The organism is Lacunimicrobium album (assembly GCF_052161635.1).
GTDB lineage: Bacteria > Planctomycetota > Planctomycetia > Planctomycetales > Planctomycetaceae > SXPC01.
In genome coordinates this window covers 2877809-2894807 of sequence record NZ_CP197413.1, presented here as the reverse complement: position 1 = coordinate 2894807, position 16999 = coordinate 2877809, and the positions used below count along the sequence as shown (strand labels likewise).

Sequence of the window (16999 nt, the reverse complement as noted above, 5' to 3'; positions counted from 1 at the left end):
GCCACGGCTGTGTCAGCCGTGCGAACGTGCAATGAACGTCCACTTTGAATGGATACTGCACGGCTGACACAGCTGTCCCGCGTTGCAACGATTCATAGGTCAGTCGGCTATTGAGTGCTGTGCTGAGCACTTCAAGTCTTCGAGGCAATGTCTGTCCAATTCGCGGCTAGAATTTCGCAATGCAAAGCAGCGGCTCACACGGAGGTTCGCCCTCCCGATCAGCTCAGTCAAAGTCTTCCTCTGCGTCCTCCGCTCACCTCTGCGATCTCTGCGTTCCAGTCTCTCGGGTCGGATTACCGCCCAATAAATCTTGACGAGTCATGCGCCCGGTGGTTTAATAAACCGTCCGGACGGTACAGTTTGGCGTGTCACATTTCTTTTCAATATCGGACCTCATGTCGCGAAGTACCCAAAAAGAAACGATCCTCCTGGCTGCCGTGCGCGTCATCATTCGTGATGGATTGATGTCGTTGACACTTGATGCCGTCGCGAAAGAAGCAGGCGTCAGCAAAGGGGGACTGCTCTATCACTTCCCCTCCAAAGACGCCCTCATCGGCAGCATGATCGATCACTTCCAGCAGGAGAAAGAACTCCAGATTCGCAAGATCGCGGAAGCGGACCCTCATCCGCAGGGCGCGATGCTGCGGGCGTTCATTTCGACCTCTCTGGATGATTGCCCGCCTGCCTCTGGCCTGGATGAATTGTCCAGAACCGACCGGATGGCATTGAAAATGTCGCTGCTTGCTGCCATTGCCTTGAATCCTCAGCTTCTCGAAATCGTCCGCAATCGCTCTCGAAACTGGGTGATTCAGCTCCTCGAGCAATCATCAGACCCACTGGAAGACTGGATCACTTGCCTGGCCGTTGATGGGCTATGGCTGTGGCAGCTCTTTGGAGTTCTCCCTGCCGACGACAATCTCCGGTCTCAACTGGAGAAACGCCTTCTGGAACGTAGTCAACCCGTTCAAGTACCAGTCACTCAACCAACGTCAAAAAAGCCCCCACGTCAATCATCACGGAGCTCTGTCCGATGACTTCAACATCCACGATGGAAGCAGAACGAGCCCAAGACGGCTCCGCTCCCCATCATCCCGCTAAGCCGACCAGTTTGCTCTCGCGGCTCTTTTCATCCCTGGGAACGCTGATCGCGATCGCCCTGACGATCTTCGGCTTCTGGTTCGGCCTGGCTGGCGGACATGGCGTCAAAAAGCACGCTGACGACACGCCGCGTGAGATCGCACCTGTCCCGGTCGATGTGGCTGACGTCGTCACTCAGGACATTCAGGGCAAGATTGCGATCATCGGCACGCTGCACGGCCAGGAAGAATTCGTCATTGTTCCGAAAGTCGAAGGACGCCTCATTGAACTCAACTGCGATGTCGGCGATGTCATTAAGTCGGGCGACATCATGGCCCGCATTGATGACACCGATTTCATCCTGCAGTTCAACGAAGCCAAACGTGCCCTCGAACAGGAACTCTCCAAACTCGGACTCGCCGAGATTCCCGCCGGCGAGATCAACTTCGAGTCCCTGCCTTCGGTGACCAAAGCCGCTGCCCAGCGAGCCAATACCCAACAGCGCCTTGATCGCATCCTGCAACTCTTCTCAAAAAATGCCATCACAGAATCGGAACGTCAGGCCGTCGAAGCTGAACACAGCGTCGCCGACTCGGAATACCGTCAGGCTCTCCTCGATGCGAAAACCATCCTCGCGACCGCCCGGCTGCGAGCTGCCGCCGTCGAAACTGCCCAACAGAAACTGAACGACACAGCCGTCCGGGTGCCTTCCATCGCTGACAACCAGTCCCAGCAATACATCGTCACGAAACGCCATGTCTCGACCGGCCAGATGGTCTACGGCGCCGCTGGCATGAGCACTGAGTTGTTCGAAGTCGCGATCATCTCCCCCATCGAACTGCAGGCGACGCTCCCGGAACGCTTCCGTGGCCAGATCGAAATTGGCCAGCAGGTGCTGCTCTCCGTCGAAGGGCACCCTGGCAAAGAGTTCTCCGGTCAATTGACCCGCATCAGCCCCTCTGTTGACCGAGACAGCCGCACGTATCAGATCGAAGCCTTGTTCCCGAATGAGGATCAAAAACTCTCCCCCGGCAGCTTCGCCAAAGCGGTCATCGTCTCCGCGATGCGAACAGACGTCGTCTCAGTCCCGGAGGAAGCGATCGTCTCTTATGCCGGTGTTCAGAAAGTCTTCGTCGTCGATGGCGACAAAGTCAAAGAAGTCATCGTCACCCGCGGCAAAGACACCAAACTGGCTCCTCTCAAAAAACACTCGATGACCCTCATCGAAGTGCAGGGCGACCTCCAACCCGGCCAGCAGGTTGTCATCACCGGCCAGTTACGCCTCGCCAACGGCGTCCCGATCACGATCAAAGGGACCAAAGTAAACGCCAGCCCAGCCGTACGGCCAGTCCCAGCAGAATAGTTTCTAGCCGAATTTAAGATTAGCCACAGAGGTCACAGAGAACACAGAGTGAGATGACCTGATGCGGTCGTTCTTGCACTTCCTCTCAATCCTCTGTGAACTCTGTGCCCTCTGTGGCAAACTCTCCCCGCATACCGCCTCTTAAGCAAGACGACATCATGACGATTTGGGAACTCTGCGTCCGACGCCCCATTTTCACGACCGTCCTCGTATCGGCGCCGATCATCCTCGGGATCGCGTCGTATCAGCGGCTGGGGGTCGAGTTGTTCCCCAACGTCGATATTCCGCTCGTCACGATCACAACGACTCTCCGTGGTGCCAGCGTCGAAGAAGTCGAGTCCTCACTCACCAAGCCGATCGAAGAAATCGTCAACACGATCTCCGGGATCGACGAACTCCGCTCCACGACGAAAGAAGGCTTCTCGCAGGTCGTCGTTGCCTTCAAGCTGCATAAAGATGGTGACATCGCCGCTCAGGAGGTCGACCAGAAAGTCAGCTCGATCATCGGCCAGCTTCCCGTCGGCATCGATCCACCGATCATTGATAAATTCGCTGTCGATGCCTCCCCCATTCTCACGATTGCCGTCTCCGGCGATCGCGATATGCGCGAAGTGACCGAGATCGCCCGCAAGCGTCTTAAAGAGAATCTCGAAACCGTCCCCGGCGTCGGCTCGGTCGTCCTCGTGGGAGGACGTCAACGTGCGATCAATGTCATCGTGCATATCGATCAATTGCGCAAGTACCCGGGCTTGACAGTCGAAGATGTCCGCCAAGCCCTCATCCGTGAGAACCGCGAAGACCCGGGCGGACGGGTCGATCGCGGCACGATCGAGTTCGTCCTGCGAACCATGGGGCGTGCCCAGACCCCCGAAGACTTTGCAGAACTCATCGTCGCTAACCGCAATGGCTATCCGGTCCGCATCGGTGATGTCGCCCGTGTCGAAGACTCGTTCGAAGAGCCCCGCGGCCTCTCCCGCTTGTGGATGAAAAGCCAGCAACCCGAGGATGCTGTCGGCGAAAACTCCGTGAGTCTGATCGTCCAGAAACAGTCCGGCGAAAACACCGTCATCGTCGCGGATACCGTCAAGGCCCGCTTAGCAGAACTCGCCACCAACCTTCCTCCTGATATCAAAACCATCGTCATCCGTGACCAGTCCCGCTTCATCAAGAACTCGATGGAAGAAGTCAAGGTTCACCTGCTTTTGGCAGCCGTCCTTGTCAGCTGTTCGGTGATGTTGTTTCTGCGTGACTGGCGAACGACGGTCATCGCGACTCTTTCGATCCCGACCTCGCTCATCGGCGCGTTCGTCTTCATGGACCTGATGGGCTTCTCGATCAATAACTTCACGATGATCGGCTTGATTCTCGCGGTCGGCATCGTGGTGGATGATGCGGTCGTCGTGCACGAAAACATCTTCCGTCACATGGAAGAAAAGAACCTCTCCGCGCGAGCAGCTTCCTTATCGGCCACTTCAGAAATCGCCCTCGCCGTCGTCGCGACGACGTTATCCCTCGTTGTCATCTTCGCCCCCATCGCCTTCATGGGGGGGATGGTGGGCAGGTTCTTCTCCAGCTTCGGGTACGTCGTTGGGTTCTGCGTCCTCATGAGTATGTTCGTCTCCTTCACAATGACTCCGATGCTGTGCAGCCGGTTCCTCAAACCGCTCGGCCACTCGGGGCGTGGGTGGTTCTGGATGCTCATCGAAAACAGCTACATCGGACTGCTCAGCTGGTCACTCAAGCACCGTCTGCTCGTCATGGCGATGTCGCTGGCGTTGCTCGTCACCACGCCGACTCTCTTCACCATCGTCGGCAAAGACTTCGTTCCCAAAGATGACCAGAGCGAATTCCTCGTCACCGCGACTCTCCCCGAAGGGTACACCCTCGATCGCGCCGACTCCCTGATGAACGAGATCGACCTGCGACTGCGTCAACTCCCCGGCGTCACCGATACCCTCATCACGATTGGTGAAACCAGCGGGCGTGCCGCCAAAGGGCAGGGGGATGTCACCAAAGCCCAGATCTACTGCCAGCTCGTCGACCTGACAGAACGGGACTTCACCCAGTTCGCCGTCATGAAAGACGCCCGTAAGATCATGGGCGATTACCCCGACGTCCGCTCGACGGTTCAGATCGTCAACGTCCTCTCGTCATCGGCAATTCGCGAAGTCGATATCGATCTGAATCTGTCTGGTCCCGACCTCGACGAACTCCAAACCATCGCGGACAAAATCGCGGACTGGATGCGCGAGAAACCAGGTTACGTCGACGTCGATATCAGCCTCGCCACCCGCAAACCGGAGCTGCGTGTCCGCCCGAATCGCGAACGCCTCAGCGACCTCGGAGTTTCTCTACAAAGCATCTCCGATACCTGCAACATCCTCGTCGGCGGCGTCCCCGTCACCAAGTTCAAAGAAGGAGACGAGCAATACGACGTCTGGCTCCGCGCCGACCGCCAGGACCGTTCCGATGCCACCGCGATCGCGATGATTGAAGTCCCCTCCAGCAAGACCGCCAGTGGCGCTGTGGAACTCGCCAACGTCGTCGACTTCGAAACCGCTCTGGGCCCCAATGTCATCGACCGTCACAGCCGCCAGCGTCAGGTCGTCGTCTCCGCGAACCTCGATGACAAAGACCTCGGCTCCGCCGTCACCGAACTGACTGCCCTCCTCAAGGAAATGAATCTGCCTCCTGAATACCGCTATATGTTCCTGGGGGATGCCAAAACGCAGTCCGAATCTGACGCCAACTTCGCGATGGGCTTCATCCTCGCCTTCGTCTTCATGTATATGATCCTCGCGGCCCAGTTCGAAAGCTTCGTCCACCCGATCAGCATCCTGATGGCCTTGCCGCTGACACTCCCATGTGCCGTGATCTCCCTGATCTTCCTGCAAACATCGCTCGACGTCTTCGCGATGCTCGGCCTCTTCATGCTCTTCGGGATCGTTAAGAAGAACGGAATCCTCCAGGTCGACTACACCAACCAGCTCCGCGCCCAGGGCATGAGACGCGACCAAGCCATCCTCGAAGCCAACCGCACCCGCTTACGCCCCATCCTGATGACCACCGTCATGCTCGTCGCCGCGATGGTCCCGATGGCTTTGGGCGAAGGCCCCGGCGCCGGCACCCGCGCCAGCATGGCCAAAGTCATCCTCGGCGGCCAGTCCCTCTCCCTGATCCTGACCCTGCTGGTGACCCCCGTCGCCTACTCCCTCTTCGACAGCATCGGCCAGACGCCATCACGCCTCGCCCGACGCTTTGGGAGAAGTAAGACAACGCAGCCGCAACCACTTGAGCCGGTCACACATTGATCCTTCTCCCCCGGGGAGAAGGTGGCCGAGTCTTCGAGGTCGGATGAGGGACGTCTGCGAAGTTCAAAAATGCTACGAATCTCTCTTCTCGTTCAGATTGGGCATCTTGATCACAAAACCAATGAAAGTGTTCTCCACACATGCCACAAGAACACCAGGCGGGGAGAAAAAGCAAACCACGGATGAACACGGATCAACACAGATGAGAGAAGACATCAGGAAATGACTCACCAGAGACACTCATGTACTCTGCCAACTACCCCCTCGTTTCCCCATCAGTGTTCACCCGCGTTCATCTGCGGTTAAAATCTCTTTCCTATCCGTGTTTCTTCGTGTCCATCCGTGGTTGGGTTTTCTCTTACGTCTGCGTCCTCCGCGGTTCAAGAGAGTTTTGACACAGAGGTCACAGAGAACACAGAGGGCCCCGAAGGACTGTGAGAAGAAGAGACTTTTTGTGTTCTCTGTGAGCCTCTGTGTACCCCTGTGTCCTCTGTGGTGAAAATTCCCGTCTCAAAGAGTTTGTACAGGAATGAGAAGACTGACTCATCACTCAAAAATCGGATAAAACGTATTAAACGCCGCCTCACAGAACACCCCCGGATCATTAAATCGCTGATTCCGGTTGAGCGCAGAGATCTGCCTCATCTGCTCCGCTGACAGCTCAAAATCATCCAGCGCGATATTCTCCGCCAGGTGCTCGACCTGACTGGCCTTCGGAATGACCGCCGTCCCGCGTTGAATCCCCCATTTCAAGACTACCTGAGCTGCTGACTTCTTGACAGCCTTCGCGACCCCGATCACCACAGGATCACCCAGGACCGAGTCCGACTCCTTCGCCATCCCGATCGGTGCATACGACTTCGCCCCAATCGGCGAAAACGCTGTCACCGCGATCTTCTCGTTCTGGCAGAACCGCAGCAGCTTGTCCTGCGTCAGATAAGGATGCGATTCCACCTGCAACACTGACGGCCGAATCTTCGACGTCGCCAGAATCTCCCGAATCAGACTGATGTTGAAGTTGCTGATCCCAATGTGCTTGACCAGCCCCGCGCTGACGAGTTCCTCCATCGCCTGCCAGGTCGCTGACATCGCGATGCTGACTGGCTCCATTTTGGGCAATTGATCATTCGGATTGAAAAACCAGCCCGGCGGATACCTCTCTTCAATCGGCACATATTTTTGTGCGATCGGAAAGTGAATCAGGTACAAATCGAGGTAATCGAGTTTCAGATCCGACAGCGTTTTCTGCAGGGCAGGGCGGACATGCTCGGGAGCGTGATACGTATTCCACAGCTTCGACGTGACCCACAGGTCCTCCCGGGAAACGATCTTCTCCTGGAAGGCTCGCTGGAGCCCATCACCGACTTGAGGTTCGTTGCCATAATCACAGGCACAATCCAAATGGCGATACCCCAGCTTCACCGCATCGACCACCCGCGCAGACACGATCTCCTGCTCAACCTTCCAGAACCCCATCCCCACGCTCGGAAGCTGGCCACCATTTTGAAGCGCGATCGACTGCATCGAAATTTCCTTGTTCATGCGTTTCCGTCTGTTGGCATCAGTTTAGAAAAACGAACCACGGATGAACACGAAGAAACACGGATTGGAAAAGATGGAGACAGAAGAGAGTTGAACCGCAGATGAACGCAGGTAGACGCAGATGAGAAGAAAGAAGTTTGGTCGGTATTTATCTGCCTTATCTGCGTCAATCTGTGTTCATCTGCGGTTCATTTCTCTTTCTCTGAGCCCCCCTGTGAACTCTGAGGCATGTTGGCTCAAAGCCGCTCTGTAAAACTGACAACTCGCGATGCTGTACGACACATGAACTTCATAACTCCTATTGACTTAAGCAATTTGAAAAAATGTAAATGTTCGAATTGCCTCGATTTTTTCAATGTGTTAAACACCGCCTCTCGATTGCAAATGACCCGGTCGTCGGAGACGTCTGGAGCGTTTGTGCATCTCGTTCGGCCATTCTGGCTGAATACTCTCAGCTCACTAATATGTTCAAGGATGAACAGGTTCAACGACTGAACCAGGAAGACAGCCCACATTCCCCCCATCTGTGTGGACAGCTTCCGCCAAGTCAAGGAGTCGACAGTTGAGTCCAGTGACACAAAACCGTTTACGCGTACTATTTGTGGATGACGAAGCCCCGATTCGCGAGGTCATGCAAAATGAGCTCCCGCGCATGGGACACGAAGTCACCATCTGCTCCGATGGGGAATCCGCCCTCAAGTCGCTCGATCAGCACGTCTTCGACGTTGCGCTCATCGACCTGAGAATGCCAGGGCTCTCCGGCTGGGATGTCGTTGACCATATCAAAAAGGTCTCGCCAGACACCGAAGTCATCATCTGCACCGGTCACGGCAATCTCGAAGCCGCCGTCCAGGCGATCCGCAAAGGTGCCTATGACTTCTTGACCAAGCCCACCAAACTGGTCACCATCGCCAATGTGCTGCGTCGCGTCCAGGAAAAACGCCTGATGACCAACCGCACGCTGGCACTCGAAACACGCCTCAAGACCGTCGAAGGCTCGACCGAAATCATCGGCTCAACCCCCGGCATGCAGAAGGTCAAGCAACTGATCGACCGCATCGCTGCGACGGACTCTGCCGTCATGATCCTCGGCGAAACCGGTACCGGCAAAGAACTCGTCGCCCGTCGAATCCATGAGAAAAGCCACCGCTCTCACATGCCATTCGTCGCCGTCAACTGCGGTGCCCTCCCGGAAAACCTCGTTGAGAGCGAATTCTTCGGCCACAAGAAGGGTGCCTTCACCGGTGCAGATACGCATCGCAAAGGCCTCCTCGAAGTCGCCAACGGCGGAACGCTGTTCCTCGATGAGTTGGGCGAGCTTGATAAATCAATGCAGGTCAAACTGCTCCGATTCCTGGAGTCAGGTGAAGTCCGTCGTATCGGCGAAAACGACTCGTTCCACGTCGATGTCCGCATCGTCTGTGCTACGAACCGAGATCTCCAGGACATGGTCCGCCACGGCACGTTCCGCGAAGACCTCTTCTTCCGCGTGAACACCTTCGAAATCAACCTGCCACCACTGCGTGAGCGTAAGGACGACATTCCTCCGATCGCCCGCACGCTGATCGCTCGTCACATGAAACGTGCTTCCGTGCCTGATGACATCATCACGCCCGAAGCAATCCGTGTTCTGAAGGCTTACGAGTGGTCGGGCAACGTCCGCGAACTCGCCAACGCTCTCGAACACGCCGTCATCCTCTCCAACGGCAACGCGATCACGCCAGACGACCTGCCGGGCAACATCACCGGCCTGTCTCAATCGCGTCGCTCGTCGAACGACAGCGAGTCAGGTTCTGCCGTCGATAAAACGCAGACCCTGCGTGAGATGGAAATGCAGGTCATCTACCGAGTCCTGAGCAAGCACCAAGGCGACAAACCCAAAGCCGCCACCGAACTCGGCATCGCCCTCAAAACCCTCTACAACAAACTCAACCAGTACGAAGCCCAGTCCATGGCTGGCTGATCCTGACCGTATGATGATGAAACTCAAAACGCCTTCGCTCCTCAAAAAGCGAAGGCGTTTTTGTTTTTCTATCCCTTCTCCCCCGGGGAGAAGGTGGCCGAGTCTTCGAGGTCGGATGAGGGAACTCTGCGAATTTCCAGTCGCTTACCTAATCGGATGGCGAATCTCAAAATGCCCTTCGAGCGATCCGGTCGTCATCCCTGTAAACGCAAACCGCCCTATTCGCCAACAATAACCTCATCTCCTCCCCGGCCTGAAGGGCCGATTTCTACCAGCCAGGATGAAATCCTGGGTCCATCGCAACACGAGACGGTTCCGTCCTGTAGGGACGGGTCACCGCGAGATGCAAAATGAGCCGTCCCTTCAGAACGGGTGAAATCGTCTCGATAATCGTAACCCAGGATTTCATCCTGGGCTGACAGATAACGGCCCTTCAGGCCTGAGATGAAGATGGGGATACTCAACGCCGAGTCATCATCAACATCCTTTGCGTCTTCGCGGCTTTGCGTTGAATCTGGACTTCTTCGCTTCACCCACCGCGCAAAGAAAAACAGCAAACCAGGGCACCTTTTCTGGTTTGCTGTCTTTTAATTGTCGACGAGAGTTTCACCCCATCCCACTCTCGTGGTCTCGTCTCAGGGGCAGTTCTTTCACTCAATCAGCGAAATCGCCGATTAGTACTGTCGGATCACGCCAATCAGAACGCCAAGGATATCGACGTTGTCAGCATAGATCGGTTTCATCGAGCTGTTGGCTGGCTCAAGGCGGTAACGGCCGTCTTCTTTGTAGAACCGCTTCAGAGTCGCTTCAGAACCATCGACGAGGGCGACGACGATTTCACCGTTGCGAGCTGACTCGGCTTTCTTAATGACGACGTAGTCACCATCGGCGATATGATCCTCGATCATCGATTCGCCTTTGACCTTCAGACAGAAGTGGCTTTCGTCTTCGAACAGCGGAGCGAAGTCAATCCGCTCGTCGTCTTCGACAGCCAGGACGGGCATACCGGCTGCGATTTGTCCTGCCAGAGGCAGTGTCGATCGCTTCAGCTGTGGAGCATCTGCCAGTTGAATTGCACGTGACATATGCGATTCACGTGAGATCAAACCCTTGCGTTCCAGCGCCTTCAGGTGGCACATCACGCCGTTTGGCGATCGAATTCCGAATTGCATTCCAATTTCACGAACAGTCGGGCCATACCCGCGGTTCATGATCTTGTCTTTGAGGAAATCATAGATCTCCTGCTGACGCGTTGTCAGGGTTACCTTAGGCGACATTGCCTTCTCCTTATACAGGTGTAGATGAAACTCGCGACATCAATAGTCATCTTATTCACTTGACCAGTTCGCAAGCGATCACAGAGAAGGATATTTTCCATCTGATTTCGGAGAATACCTAACACCAGATTTGTACGTCCAGTTTCTGTTACTCACTATTGCGTAATAGTTTGCGATAAAAATTGATTGATCAGCGAATTATCAGACAGTCCGTGCTACATCCATGCGATCAGCACATGAGTCGGTACTGTACAATCTGTAGTATGTGTGCACGTGATTCCGCGTGGCAAGTGCCGTTTACGCGTTCAGATTGATCATCGGCAGATTTAAGGGTTATCGCTGTAGGTAATGGTATTCGATTGCGCGCAAAAAATAAGCTACGGAATGCAATCCGTAGCTTATTTGTGTTTTTTTCCACGTTTTGCCGACGCATTATTCGGTCGCAGCATTCGCCGCGCGAACATCATCAATGAGTTTTGTTGCCGACAAGTGACAGTTCCTGACAGTGCCATCCTTACCCACCAGCCAGATTGTCGGTGTTGTCTGCACGCCATAATAACGCGCCAGAGGATTATTAATCCCGCGCTGTTCAGCATTCGAATAAAACACCTGACGTCCCGGCAGCGAACTTCCTTCGAGGAATTTATCCATCGCCGTCTCATCCTGATCCAGACAGACCCAGACAAACTCCGGACGATTCGAGCTCGACATCAACTGTTTGACCTGGGCAATCACGGCAGGCATTGATTCATCCGTCGATTTCCAGAACGTGATCAGGACCTGCTTGCCTTTGAAATCATCGATATTCACATCGCCGCCATCAGCGGTCGGCCCGGCGAACTGCAGCGGCTGACCCGTCATCGACAGGCGTCGAGCCATACCGACAACCTGGCCAGACAGAGGATTATTCGGGTATTTTTCGAGAATCGTCTTATAGCAACTGACGGCCTGATCCCAGGCTGCACGTGTTTCGCAGAACTTCCCGGCGTTCATCAGGCCCACGACGGCTCGGTTTGATTCATGAGGGAAGCTCAGAGCAAACAGGTTTGCCTGGTTGACATATTCCTGCAGCCAGCGTGGATCGTCTGGATTCTTTTGAGCACACTTTTCAGCCAGCTTAACCAATGCGCCTGCCGAGGTGGCAGCAGCGACCGACTTCGGATCGCGTTTGAACAGGGAGGTCGCATCGTCATAAAGCGAATCGATCTGCTTCTGATCGCCAGCAAGCGCCAGTTCCAGACGTGACTCCGACAGCGCATGAACGGCTGCGTTGAAAACCATTTCCTTCTCTTTGTCAGCATGCGTCTGAGCAAGAATCGCGGTCGACAGTTCAATGACTTTCAACTGCTTTTCACGCTCTCGCTTGGCAATTTCCTCATCGCTGACCGGAGCGAGACTGTCAGGATCAACAACCGGAGTTGCCTTGATTTCTGCAATCTTTCGCAGGTTCCAATCAGAGGATCCCTCAGCCGGGGCAGGGGAGGCCGCTGGCTCGGAAGGAGCAGGCACCATCATGCCGCTGCTGCTCGTTGACGAAATGGAAGCCGTCGGCAAAGGCGTGCTCGCTGATGTCGTCGAAACGGGTGTTTTCGCCGGAGTTTGAGCAACAGCAGCCGTTTGAGCAGGAGCGCCCCCTTGTCCGCAGCCGGCAGCAGCCAGCGCGGTCAGGAAGGTCGCAAACAGATGTCGGTATGGGTGCACCATGGGTTTCTTTCGTCCTTGAACAGAAACGTTGGCAAGAGGCAAATCAACGTGGGCGCAACGAGTCCGCAGGCCCTGAAACGACATCTTATATGGCGTAAACCTCATTCGTCACAAGACGAACTTACGCCTTCGTCACAAGACGAACGTACACAAAGTCGCTAAACCGACAGATCCAACCCCAGCGCCTGCCGCGCGACATCAGCGAAGATACCATCGGGCTCCAGGTCCAGATACTGCGACCAATGCTGAGACGCGAGGCCGTCATCGCCCAGCTGTTGATGAATCTGCGCTTTATGCAAATGAGCGTCTGCGTAATCAGGGTGCAGATCCAAAGCCTGTTGAAAAGCGTCCAGAGCATCCTGAGGTTGTTTCAACTCGACATAAAGGCATCCCAACTGCGTCCAGGCCTCCAGGAACTCCGGATCATTTTCAATCACACACAAAAACCGCTCGATCGCAGCATGAGGTCGCCCCATGCGATACAGCGTATCCGCCAGCGAAAAATGGACATCGACATCATCGGGCTTTCGTCGTAATGCTTCATGAAACGCCCGCGAGGCTTCTTCCAGCCGGTCATCTTCCAGCAGGCGACAGCCTTCGATGTACCAGTCGGGAATCACGCGCTGCGGCGCGAGCTGATCATCGAGTGGAATGGAAGTGAACTGCTCGCAGCTGAGTGAGACAAAGTCTTCGGAATCATCTTCTTTGAGCAAATTCAGGGCAGGGGGGGCTGCTTCGGCGTCAAAATTGAAATGACGTTGTCGCGTTTTCAGATCGACGAGACTGAAATTGTCTTTTGCAAACAGTCGCTTGTCGATGCGCACCAAAGCCGCATCAAGAGGCATATCGGCAGTCAGGTACATCTGCTCGAGGGCCTGCAAGCTTCTGGCGATCTCCTGGATCGAATTCCCCGCTTTGAGCAAATTGGCAATATTTCTCGCCTTCGTGACTTCATGGAAATTGAAGTACGGCAGACGGAAGATTTTCTGTGTGGCGCGAATCAATCCAAGGCGTTCCCACTGTCGAATCTGGACCACGGAGACATCCAGCAACTGGCTGAGAGCAGCGGGCGTATAAAACCGCTTCACGTCGGTTTCTTTATCGCCGTCCTGCATGGTCAGGTTCAGCATCGCCAGCCAGACCGATTCCTTGATGATCCGCAGCGGCTGCCCGCTCGTTCTCAACTGAATCGCCTGTTCGAGCTTCAAAGACGGCTCGCCATTCTGTTCCAGCGGCCAGCCTTCCTCACCAATCACCAGCAGCGTTGACTGCTTCGTGAGGTGATGACTCGGCTCGCCATCATGCTGACGCACGATTTCAAAGGCCTGTTGATGCGTCAGCGAGGCCAGCGTCCCGGTGAAACTGACCTTCTCGCCCGCCAGGACCCGGGAAGACTTGATTGACGATTCATCAGCCTGTGCAGCAGCAATCTCCGTCGTCGCCGATGGTTCGGAAGCAGGGGAGGGGAGAGAAGCAGACATCACGCACTAAACCCAATGAAATGGTCGAACAGCAAACACGCTGGAGTCTTCTTCCTGCTGGTGCAGAACGAAGAAACTCAGTGACAGAGTCTAACAGATCTGCACAGAGATTTCTCATCGCAGGAAAACTTTTACTGCCCTGTTAAGCACGGTCTGGAAATACTGTTTTTTCGGTAGCTGCTACCTTATGATGAATACTGATGATGAACACTGAATGATGGACACTGACCGATTTGTCTTTTCCCTGCGACTCACGAAAGAGACCGATGACGACTTCCCTGACCAGTCACCCGACCATTGAACAAGCAGATCCACAAATCTACGCTGCCATTCGAGCCGAAATGACGCGCCAAGTCGAAGGTCTGGAACTGATTGCGTCTGAAAACTACACCTCGGCTGCCATCCAGGAAGCCGTCGGTACTGTCCTCACCAATAAGTACGCCGAAGGTTATCCGGGTCGACGTTATTACGGCGGTTGTGAGCACGTCGATGTCGTCGAAGACCTCGCCCGCAAACGTGCCTGCCAGCTCTTCGGAGCCGATCATGCGAACGTCCAGCCACACGCGGGTTCACAGGCCAATATGGCTGTCTTCATGTCCGTCATGAAGCCCGGCGAGACCTTTCTGGCGATGGACCTCTCTCACGGCGGTCACCTGACCCACGGCATGTTCCTGAACTTCTCCGGAAAGCTTTACAACGCCATTCATTACGGCGTCCGTGAAAGCGATCACCGTATCGATTTCGATCAGGTCGCCAAACTGGCTCGGGAAAACAAGCCCAAGATGATCATCGCGGGGGCATCTGCCTATCCTCGTGAAATCGACCACGCGAAATTCGCGGAAATCGCTCAGGAAGTCGGAGCCGTCCTGATGGTCGATATGGCCCACTACGCCGGTCTGGTCGCAGCTGGTCTCCACAACAACCCGGTCCCCGTCGCTGATTTCGTCACCACGACAACTCACAAAACCCTCCGCGGCCCCCGCTCCGGCATGGTTCTGTGCAAAGAGAAGTATGCGGCCGATATCGACAAGACCGTCTTCCCAGGTCTCCAGGGCGGCCCACTGATGCACGTCATCGCTGGCAAGGCAATCTGTTTCAAAGAAGCCCTCCAGGACGACTTCAAAACCTACGGCAAGCAGGTCATCGCCAACGCCCAGACGCTCGCCGCCGTGCTGGCCGAAGGGGGCGTTCGTCTGATCTCGGGCGGGACTGACAATCACCTCGTCCTGACTGACGTCACTTCGATTGGTCTGACCGGCAAAATTGCGGAAAAAGCCTTAGATCACGCAGGTATCACCGTCAACAAGAACATGATTCCTTACGATCAGCGGAAGCCTCTGGATCCGAGCGGGATCCGCTTCGGCACCCCAGCTCTGACGACCCGTGGCATGAAGGAAGACGATATCCGCCAAGTCGGTGGCTGGATTCTCAAAGCCATGAAGTCAGCCGATAACAAATCTCAACTGGAAGCAGTCCGCGAAGAAATCCGCATGTTCGCCCGCAACTTCCCAGTTCCAGGCATCGACACAAACTGAATGTCAGAGTACCTGTGATCAAAAGTCGGCGTCGCACAACTGTGCCACGCCGACTTTTTCTTTGGAGCAATCACAACAGGAAATGGAATCCGTTCCACTGGTAAGGGCTCTTTGCGTGTGTCGCAAAATTCGATTTCTAACGAATAAATCGATTTGTCGCGCGAATGGTTCTGCTACGCGAGAGTTTCCCCTCACTCGTTGACTCCAGCAGGCAAAACTCAGGCGTTCTTCCCGAATAAAGTCCTACAGTTACCGCAACGACGCCCCGGCCTTAAAAGCTGATCCTTCGTTCCTTACCTGAAACGGACTGCTCCGGATTCCCGCCATGAGATCCCCCGACCTGTCAAATAACGATTCCTTTCTCGAGTGGATGGCGATCCTCACGCTCTCGCTGCTTTTTATCGTGATGGTGTTTGTTTACCTGCCAAGTTCCTTCACTCGGAAGCCCAAAACGGATCAGCCCGCACAGGGAACCGTTGTCCATACAGAACTTCCGATCGGCGACTTCAGTGTCATGCAGCTTCCCGCAGAAGGGCAGGTCGGTTCGCAGGTCATCATTTTTGAAGCCCATGCCCGCATTGATGGCAATGTCGACGAAGTCGTGAGGTTCGATCAATATCGCGTGTCTCACAAAGCCCGGATCGCCGAGACGGTCGATACCATCATCCGCGAAGCCACACCAGCCGATCTTCAGGACCTGTCGCTGGATCATCTGAAATCCCGCATTAAAGACCGCCTGAATCATGTCATCGGCGAGCAGATCATCGACGAAGTCCTGGTATCCGATTACCGCTCATTCAGCATCTGATTGTGTAGGGTGCTGGTGAGGCTTTGCGAACCGCACCAATTGTGCTTTCAATTCATAATCTTCACTGCAATTCCCTCGTTCAAGCTCCCCGAACGAAACCCCTTCGCATCCAGCGTCACCGTCCGAAACCCCAGCGATTTCAGGCCTGTTTCAATCTCCTCCCACAGGGCAGGGGATTGAACACGTTCCACCGCATCCAGCGGCACCTCAAGACTCGCTTCATCGTTTTGACGATGCCGAACTCTCAGCACAGTCAGGCCAGTCCGCTTCTTCAAAAACGCCTCCGCCTCATCAACCCGTGACAGCCTCTGCGGCGTCACTTCCAACCCGTAAACAATCCGACTCGAAAGGCACGGCGTCGCGGGCTTATCCCAGACACTCAGTCCGAAATAACGCGCCAGCTCCCGGACGTCCTGTTTACGAAGTCCCGCATCGGCTAGCGGGCTTCTCACCTCGAATTCACGAGCTGCGACCAGTCCGGGACGATGATCGCCGAGATCGTCCCTATTTGTCCCATTGAGAACGACATCAAACGTCCGCGCTGATCGCAGACGCTCGATCGTCGAATACAGCGTCGATTTGCAGTAATAACAGCGATCAATGCCATTCTGGCGATACCCCGGCAGGCTCGTTTCCTGCGTTTCGATCGTCACTAACTCAATTCCGATTTCTCCTGCGAGTTTCCGGGCTGCCTCCAGTTCCCCCGTCGCGAGTGACGGACTGACCGCCATCACCGCGATCGGCTCCGGCAGGGGAGGGGACAATCGGGCCGCGTCGACCGCCAGCTTCGCCACCAGCGCACTATCGACCCCGCCCGAATACGCAATCGCGGCCTGACCGTACTGGCGGATTAGGTTATGCAGGCGAGAGATTTCAAACAGTGCGTCTGGCATCAGAATTGTCTTTTCCGTCGAACACGACGTCAGTTTTTGAGGTTT

General features: G+C 55.2%; 11 protein-coding genes. 6 read left to right on the top strand and 5 right to left on the bottom strand.

The features are described 5' to 3' along the window. Window positions 1-395: 395 nt before the first annotated feature. From SH248x_RS11475 to SH248x_RS11465, 3 genes are all read left to right on the top strand, one after another. A complete protein-coding gene (locus SH248x_RS11475) occupies window positions 396-1034 on the top strand; it encodes a TetR/AcrR family transcriptional regulator (RefSeq protein WP_459554409.1) in 639 nt (212 codons plus the stop codon). Continuing rightward, window positions 1031-2440 carry an efflux RND transporter periplasmic adaptor subunit gene (locus SH248x_RS11470; RefSeq protein ID WP_459554408.1) on the top strand — a complete coding sequence of 470 codons (1410 nt, stop codon included), beginning with the start codon at window positions 1031-1033 and terminating at the stop codon, window positions 2438-2440. Before SH248x_RS11475 ends, SH248x_RS11470 begins: the two co-directional genes overlap by 4 nt. Before the next feature lie 158 nt (window positions 2441-2598). Beyond that, window positions 2599-5751: an efflux RND transporter permease subunit gene (locus SH248x_RS11465; RefSeq protein WP_459554407.1), complete on the top strand. Its 3153-nt coding sequence runs from the start codon at window positions 2599-2601 to the stop codon at window positions 5749-5751. 546 nt (window positions 5752-6297) lie between these two features. Here the strand turns inward: SH248x_RS11465 and SH248x_RS11460 are convergent. Continuing rightward, window positions 6298-7293 carry an aldo-keto reductase family protein gene (locus SH248x_RS11460; RefSeq protein WP_459554406.1) on the bottom strand — a complete coding sequence of 332 codons (996 nt, stop codon included), beginning with the start codon at window positions 7291-7293 and terminating at the stop codon, window positions 6298-6300. Between the two features lie 562 nt (window positions 7294-7855). Here SH248x_RS11460 and SH248x_RS11455 point away from each other — a divergent pair. After that, on the top strand, window positions 7856-9256 hold the full coding sequence (locus SH248x_RS11455) for a sigma-54-dependent transcriptional regulator (protein ID WP_459554405.1): 1401 nt from the start codon (window positions 7856-7858) through the stop codon (window positions 9254-9256). A gap of 674 nt (window positions 9257-9930) precedes the next feature. Here the strand turns inward: SH248x_RS11455 and lexA are convergent. The 3 genes from lexA to SH248x_RS11440 all read right to left on the bottom strand — a co-directional run bounded on the left by lexA (window position 9931) and on the right by SH248x_RS11440 (window position 13718). Further along, window positions 9931-10533 (bottom strand): LexA family protein, encoded by a 603-nt coding sequence (lexA, locus tag SH248x_RS11450; protein ID WP_459554404.1) that lies wholly within the window; start codon window positions 10531-10533, stop codon window positions 9931-9933. A 432-nt stretch (window positions 10534-10965) separates the two neighbouring features. Next, complete coding sequence (locus SH248x_RS11445; protein ID WP_459554403.1) at window positions 10966-12237, bottom strand: peroxiredoxin family protein; 1272 nt, start codon at window positions 12235-12237, stop codon at window positions 10966-10968. A 158-nt stretch (window positions 12238-12395) separates the two neighbouring features. Further along, window positions 12396-13718: a tetratricopeptide repeat protein gene (locus tag SH248x_RS11440; RefSeq protein ID WP_459558609.1), complete on the bottom strand. Its 1323-nt coding sequence runs from the start codon at window positions 13716-13718 to the stop codon at window positions 12396-12398. A 266-nt stretch (window positions 13719-13984) separates the two neighbouring features. Here SH248x_RS11440 and SH248x_RS11435 point away from each other — a divergent pair, with 266 nt between their 5' ends. Both SH248x_RS11435 and SH248x_RS11430 read left to right on the top strand, forming a co-directional pair. Then, the gene (locus SH248x_RS11435; protein ID WP_459554402.1) at window positions 13985-15253 is read left to right on the top strand and encodes a serine hydroxymethyltransferase; all 1269 of its coding nucleotides are present in this window, start codon (window positions 13985-13987) and stop codon (window positions 15251-15253) included. Window positions 15254-15578: 325 nt separating this feature from the next. Further along, a complete protein-coding gene (locus SH248x_RS11430) occupies window positions 15579-16061 on the top strand; it encodes a flagellar basal body-associated FliL family protein (RefSeq protein ID WP_459554401.1) in 483 nt (160 codons plus the stop codon). A 47-nt stretch (window positions 16062-16108) separates the two neighbouring features. On the opposite strand, the gene larE is transcribed toward SH248x_RS11430, so the two are convergent. Beyond that, window positions 16109-16954, bottom strand: a complete 846-nt coding sequence (larE, locus tag SH248x_RS11425) for an ATP-dependent sacrificial sulfur transferase LarE (protein ID WP_459554400.1) — start codon at window positions 16952-16954, stop codon at window positions 16109-16111. Window positions 16955-16999: the final 45 nt, after the last annotated feature.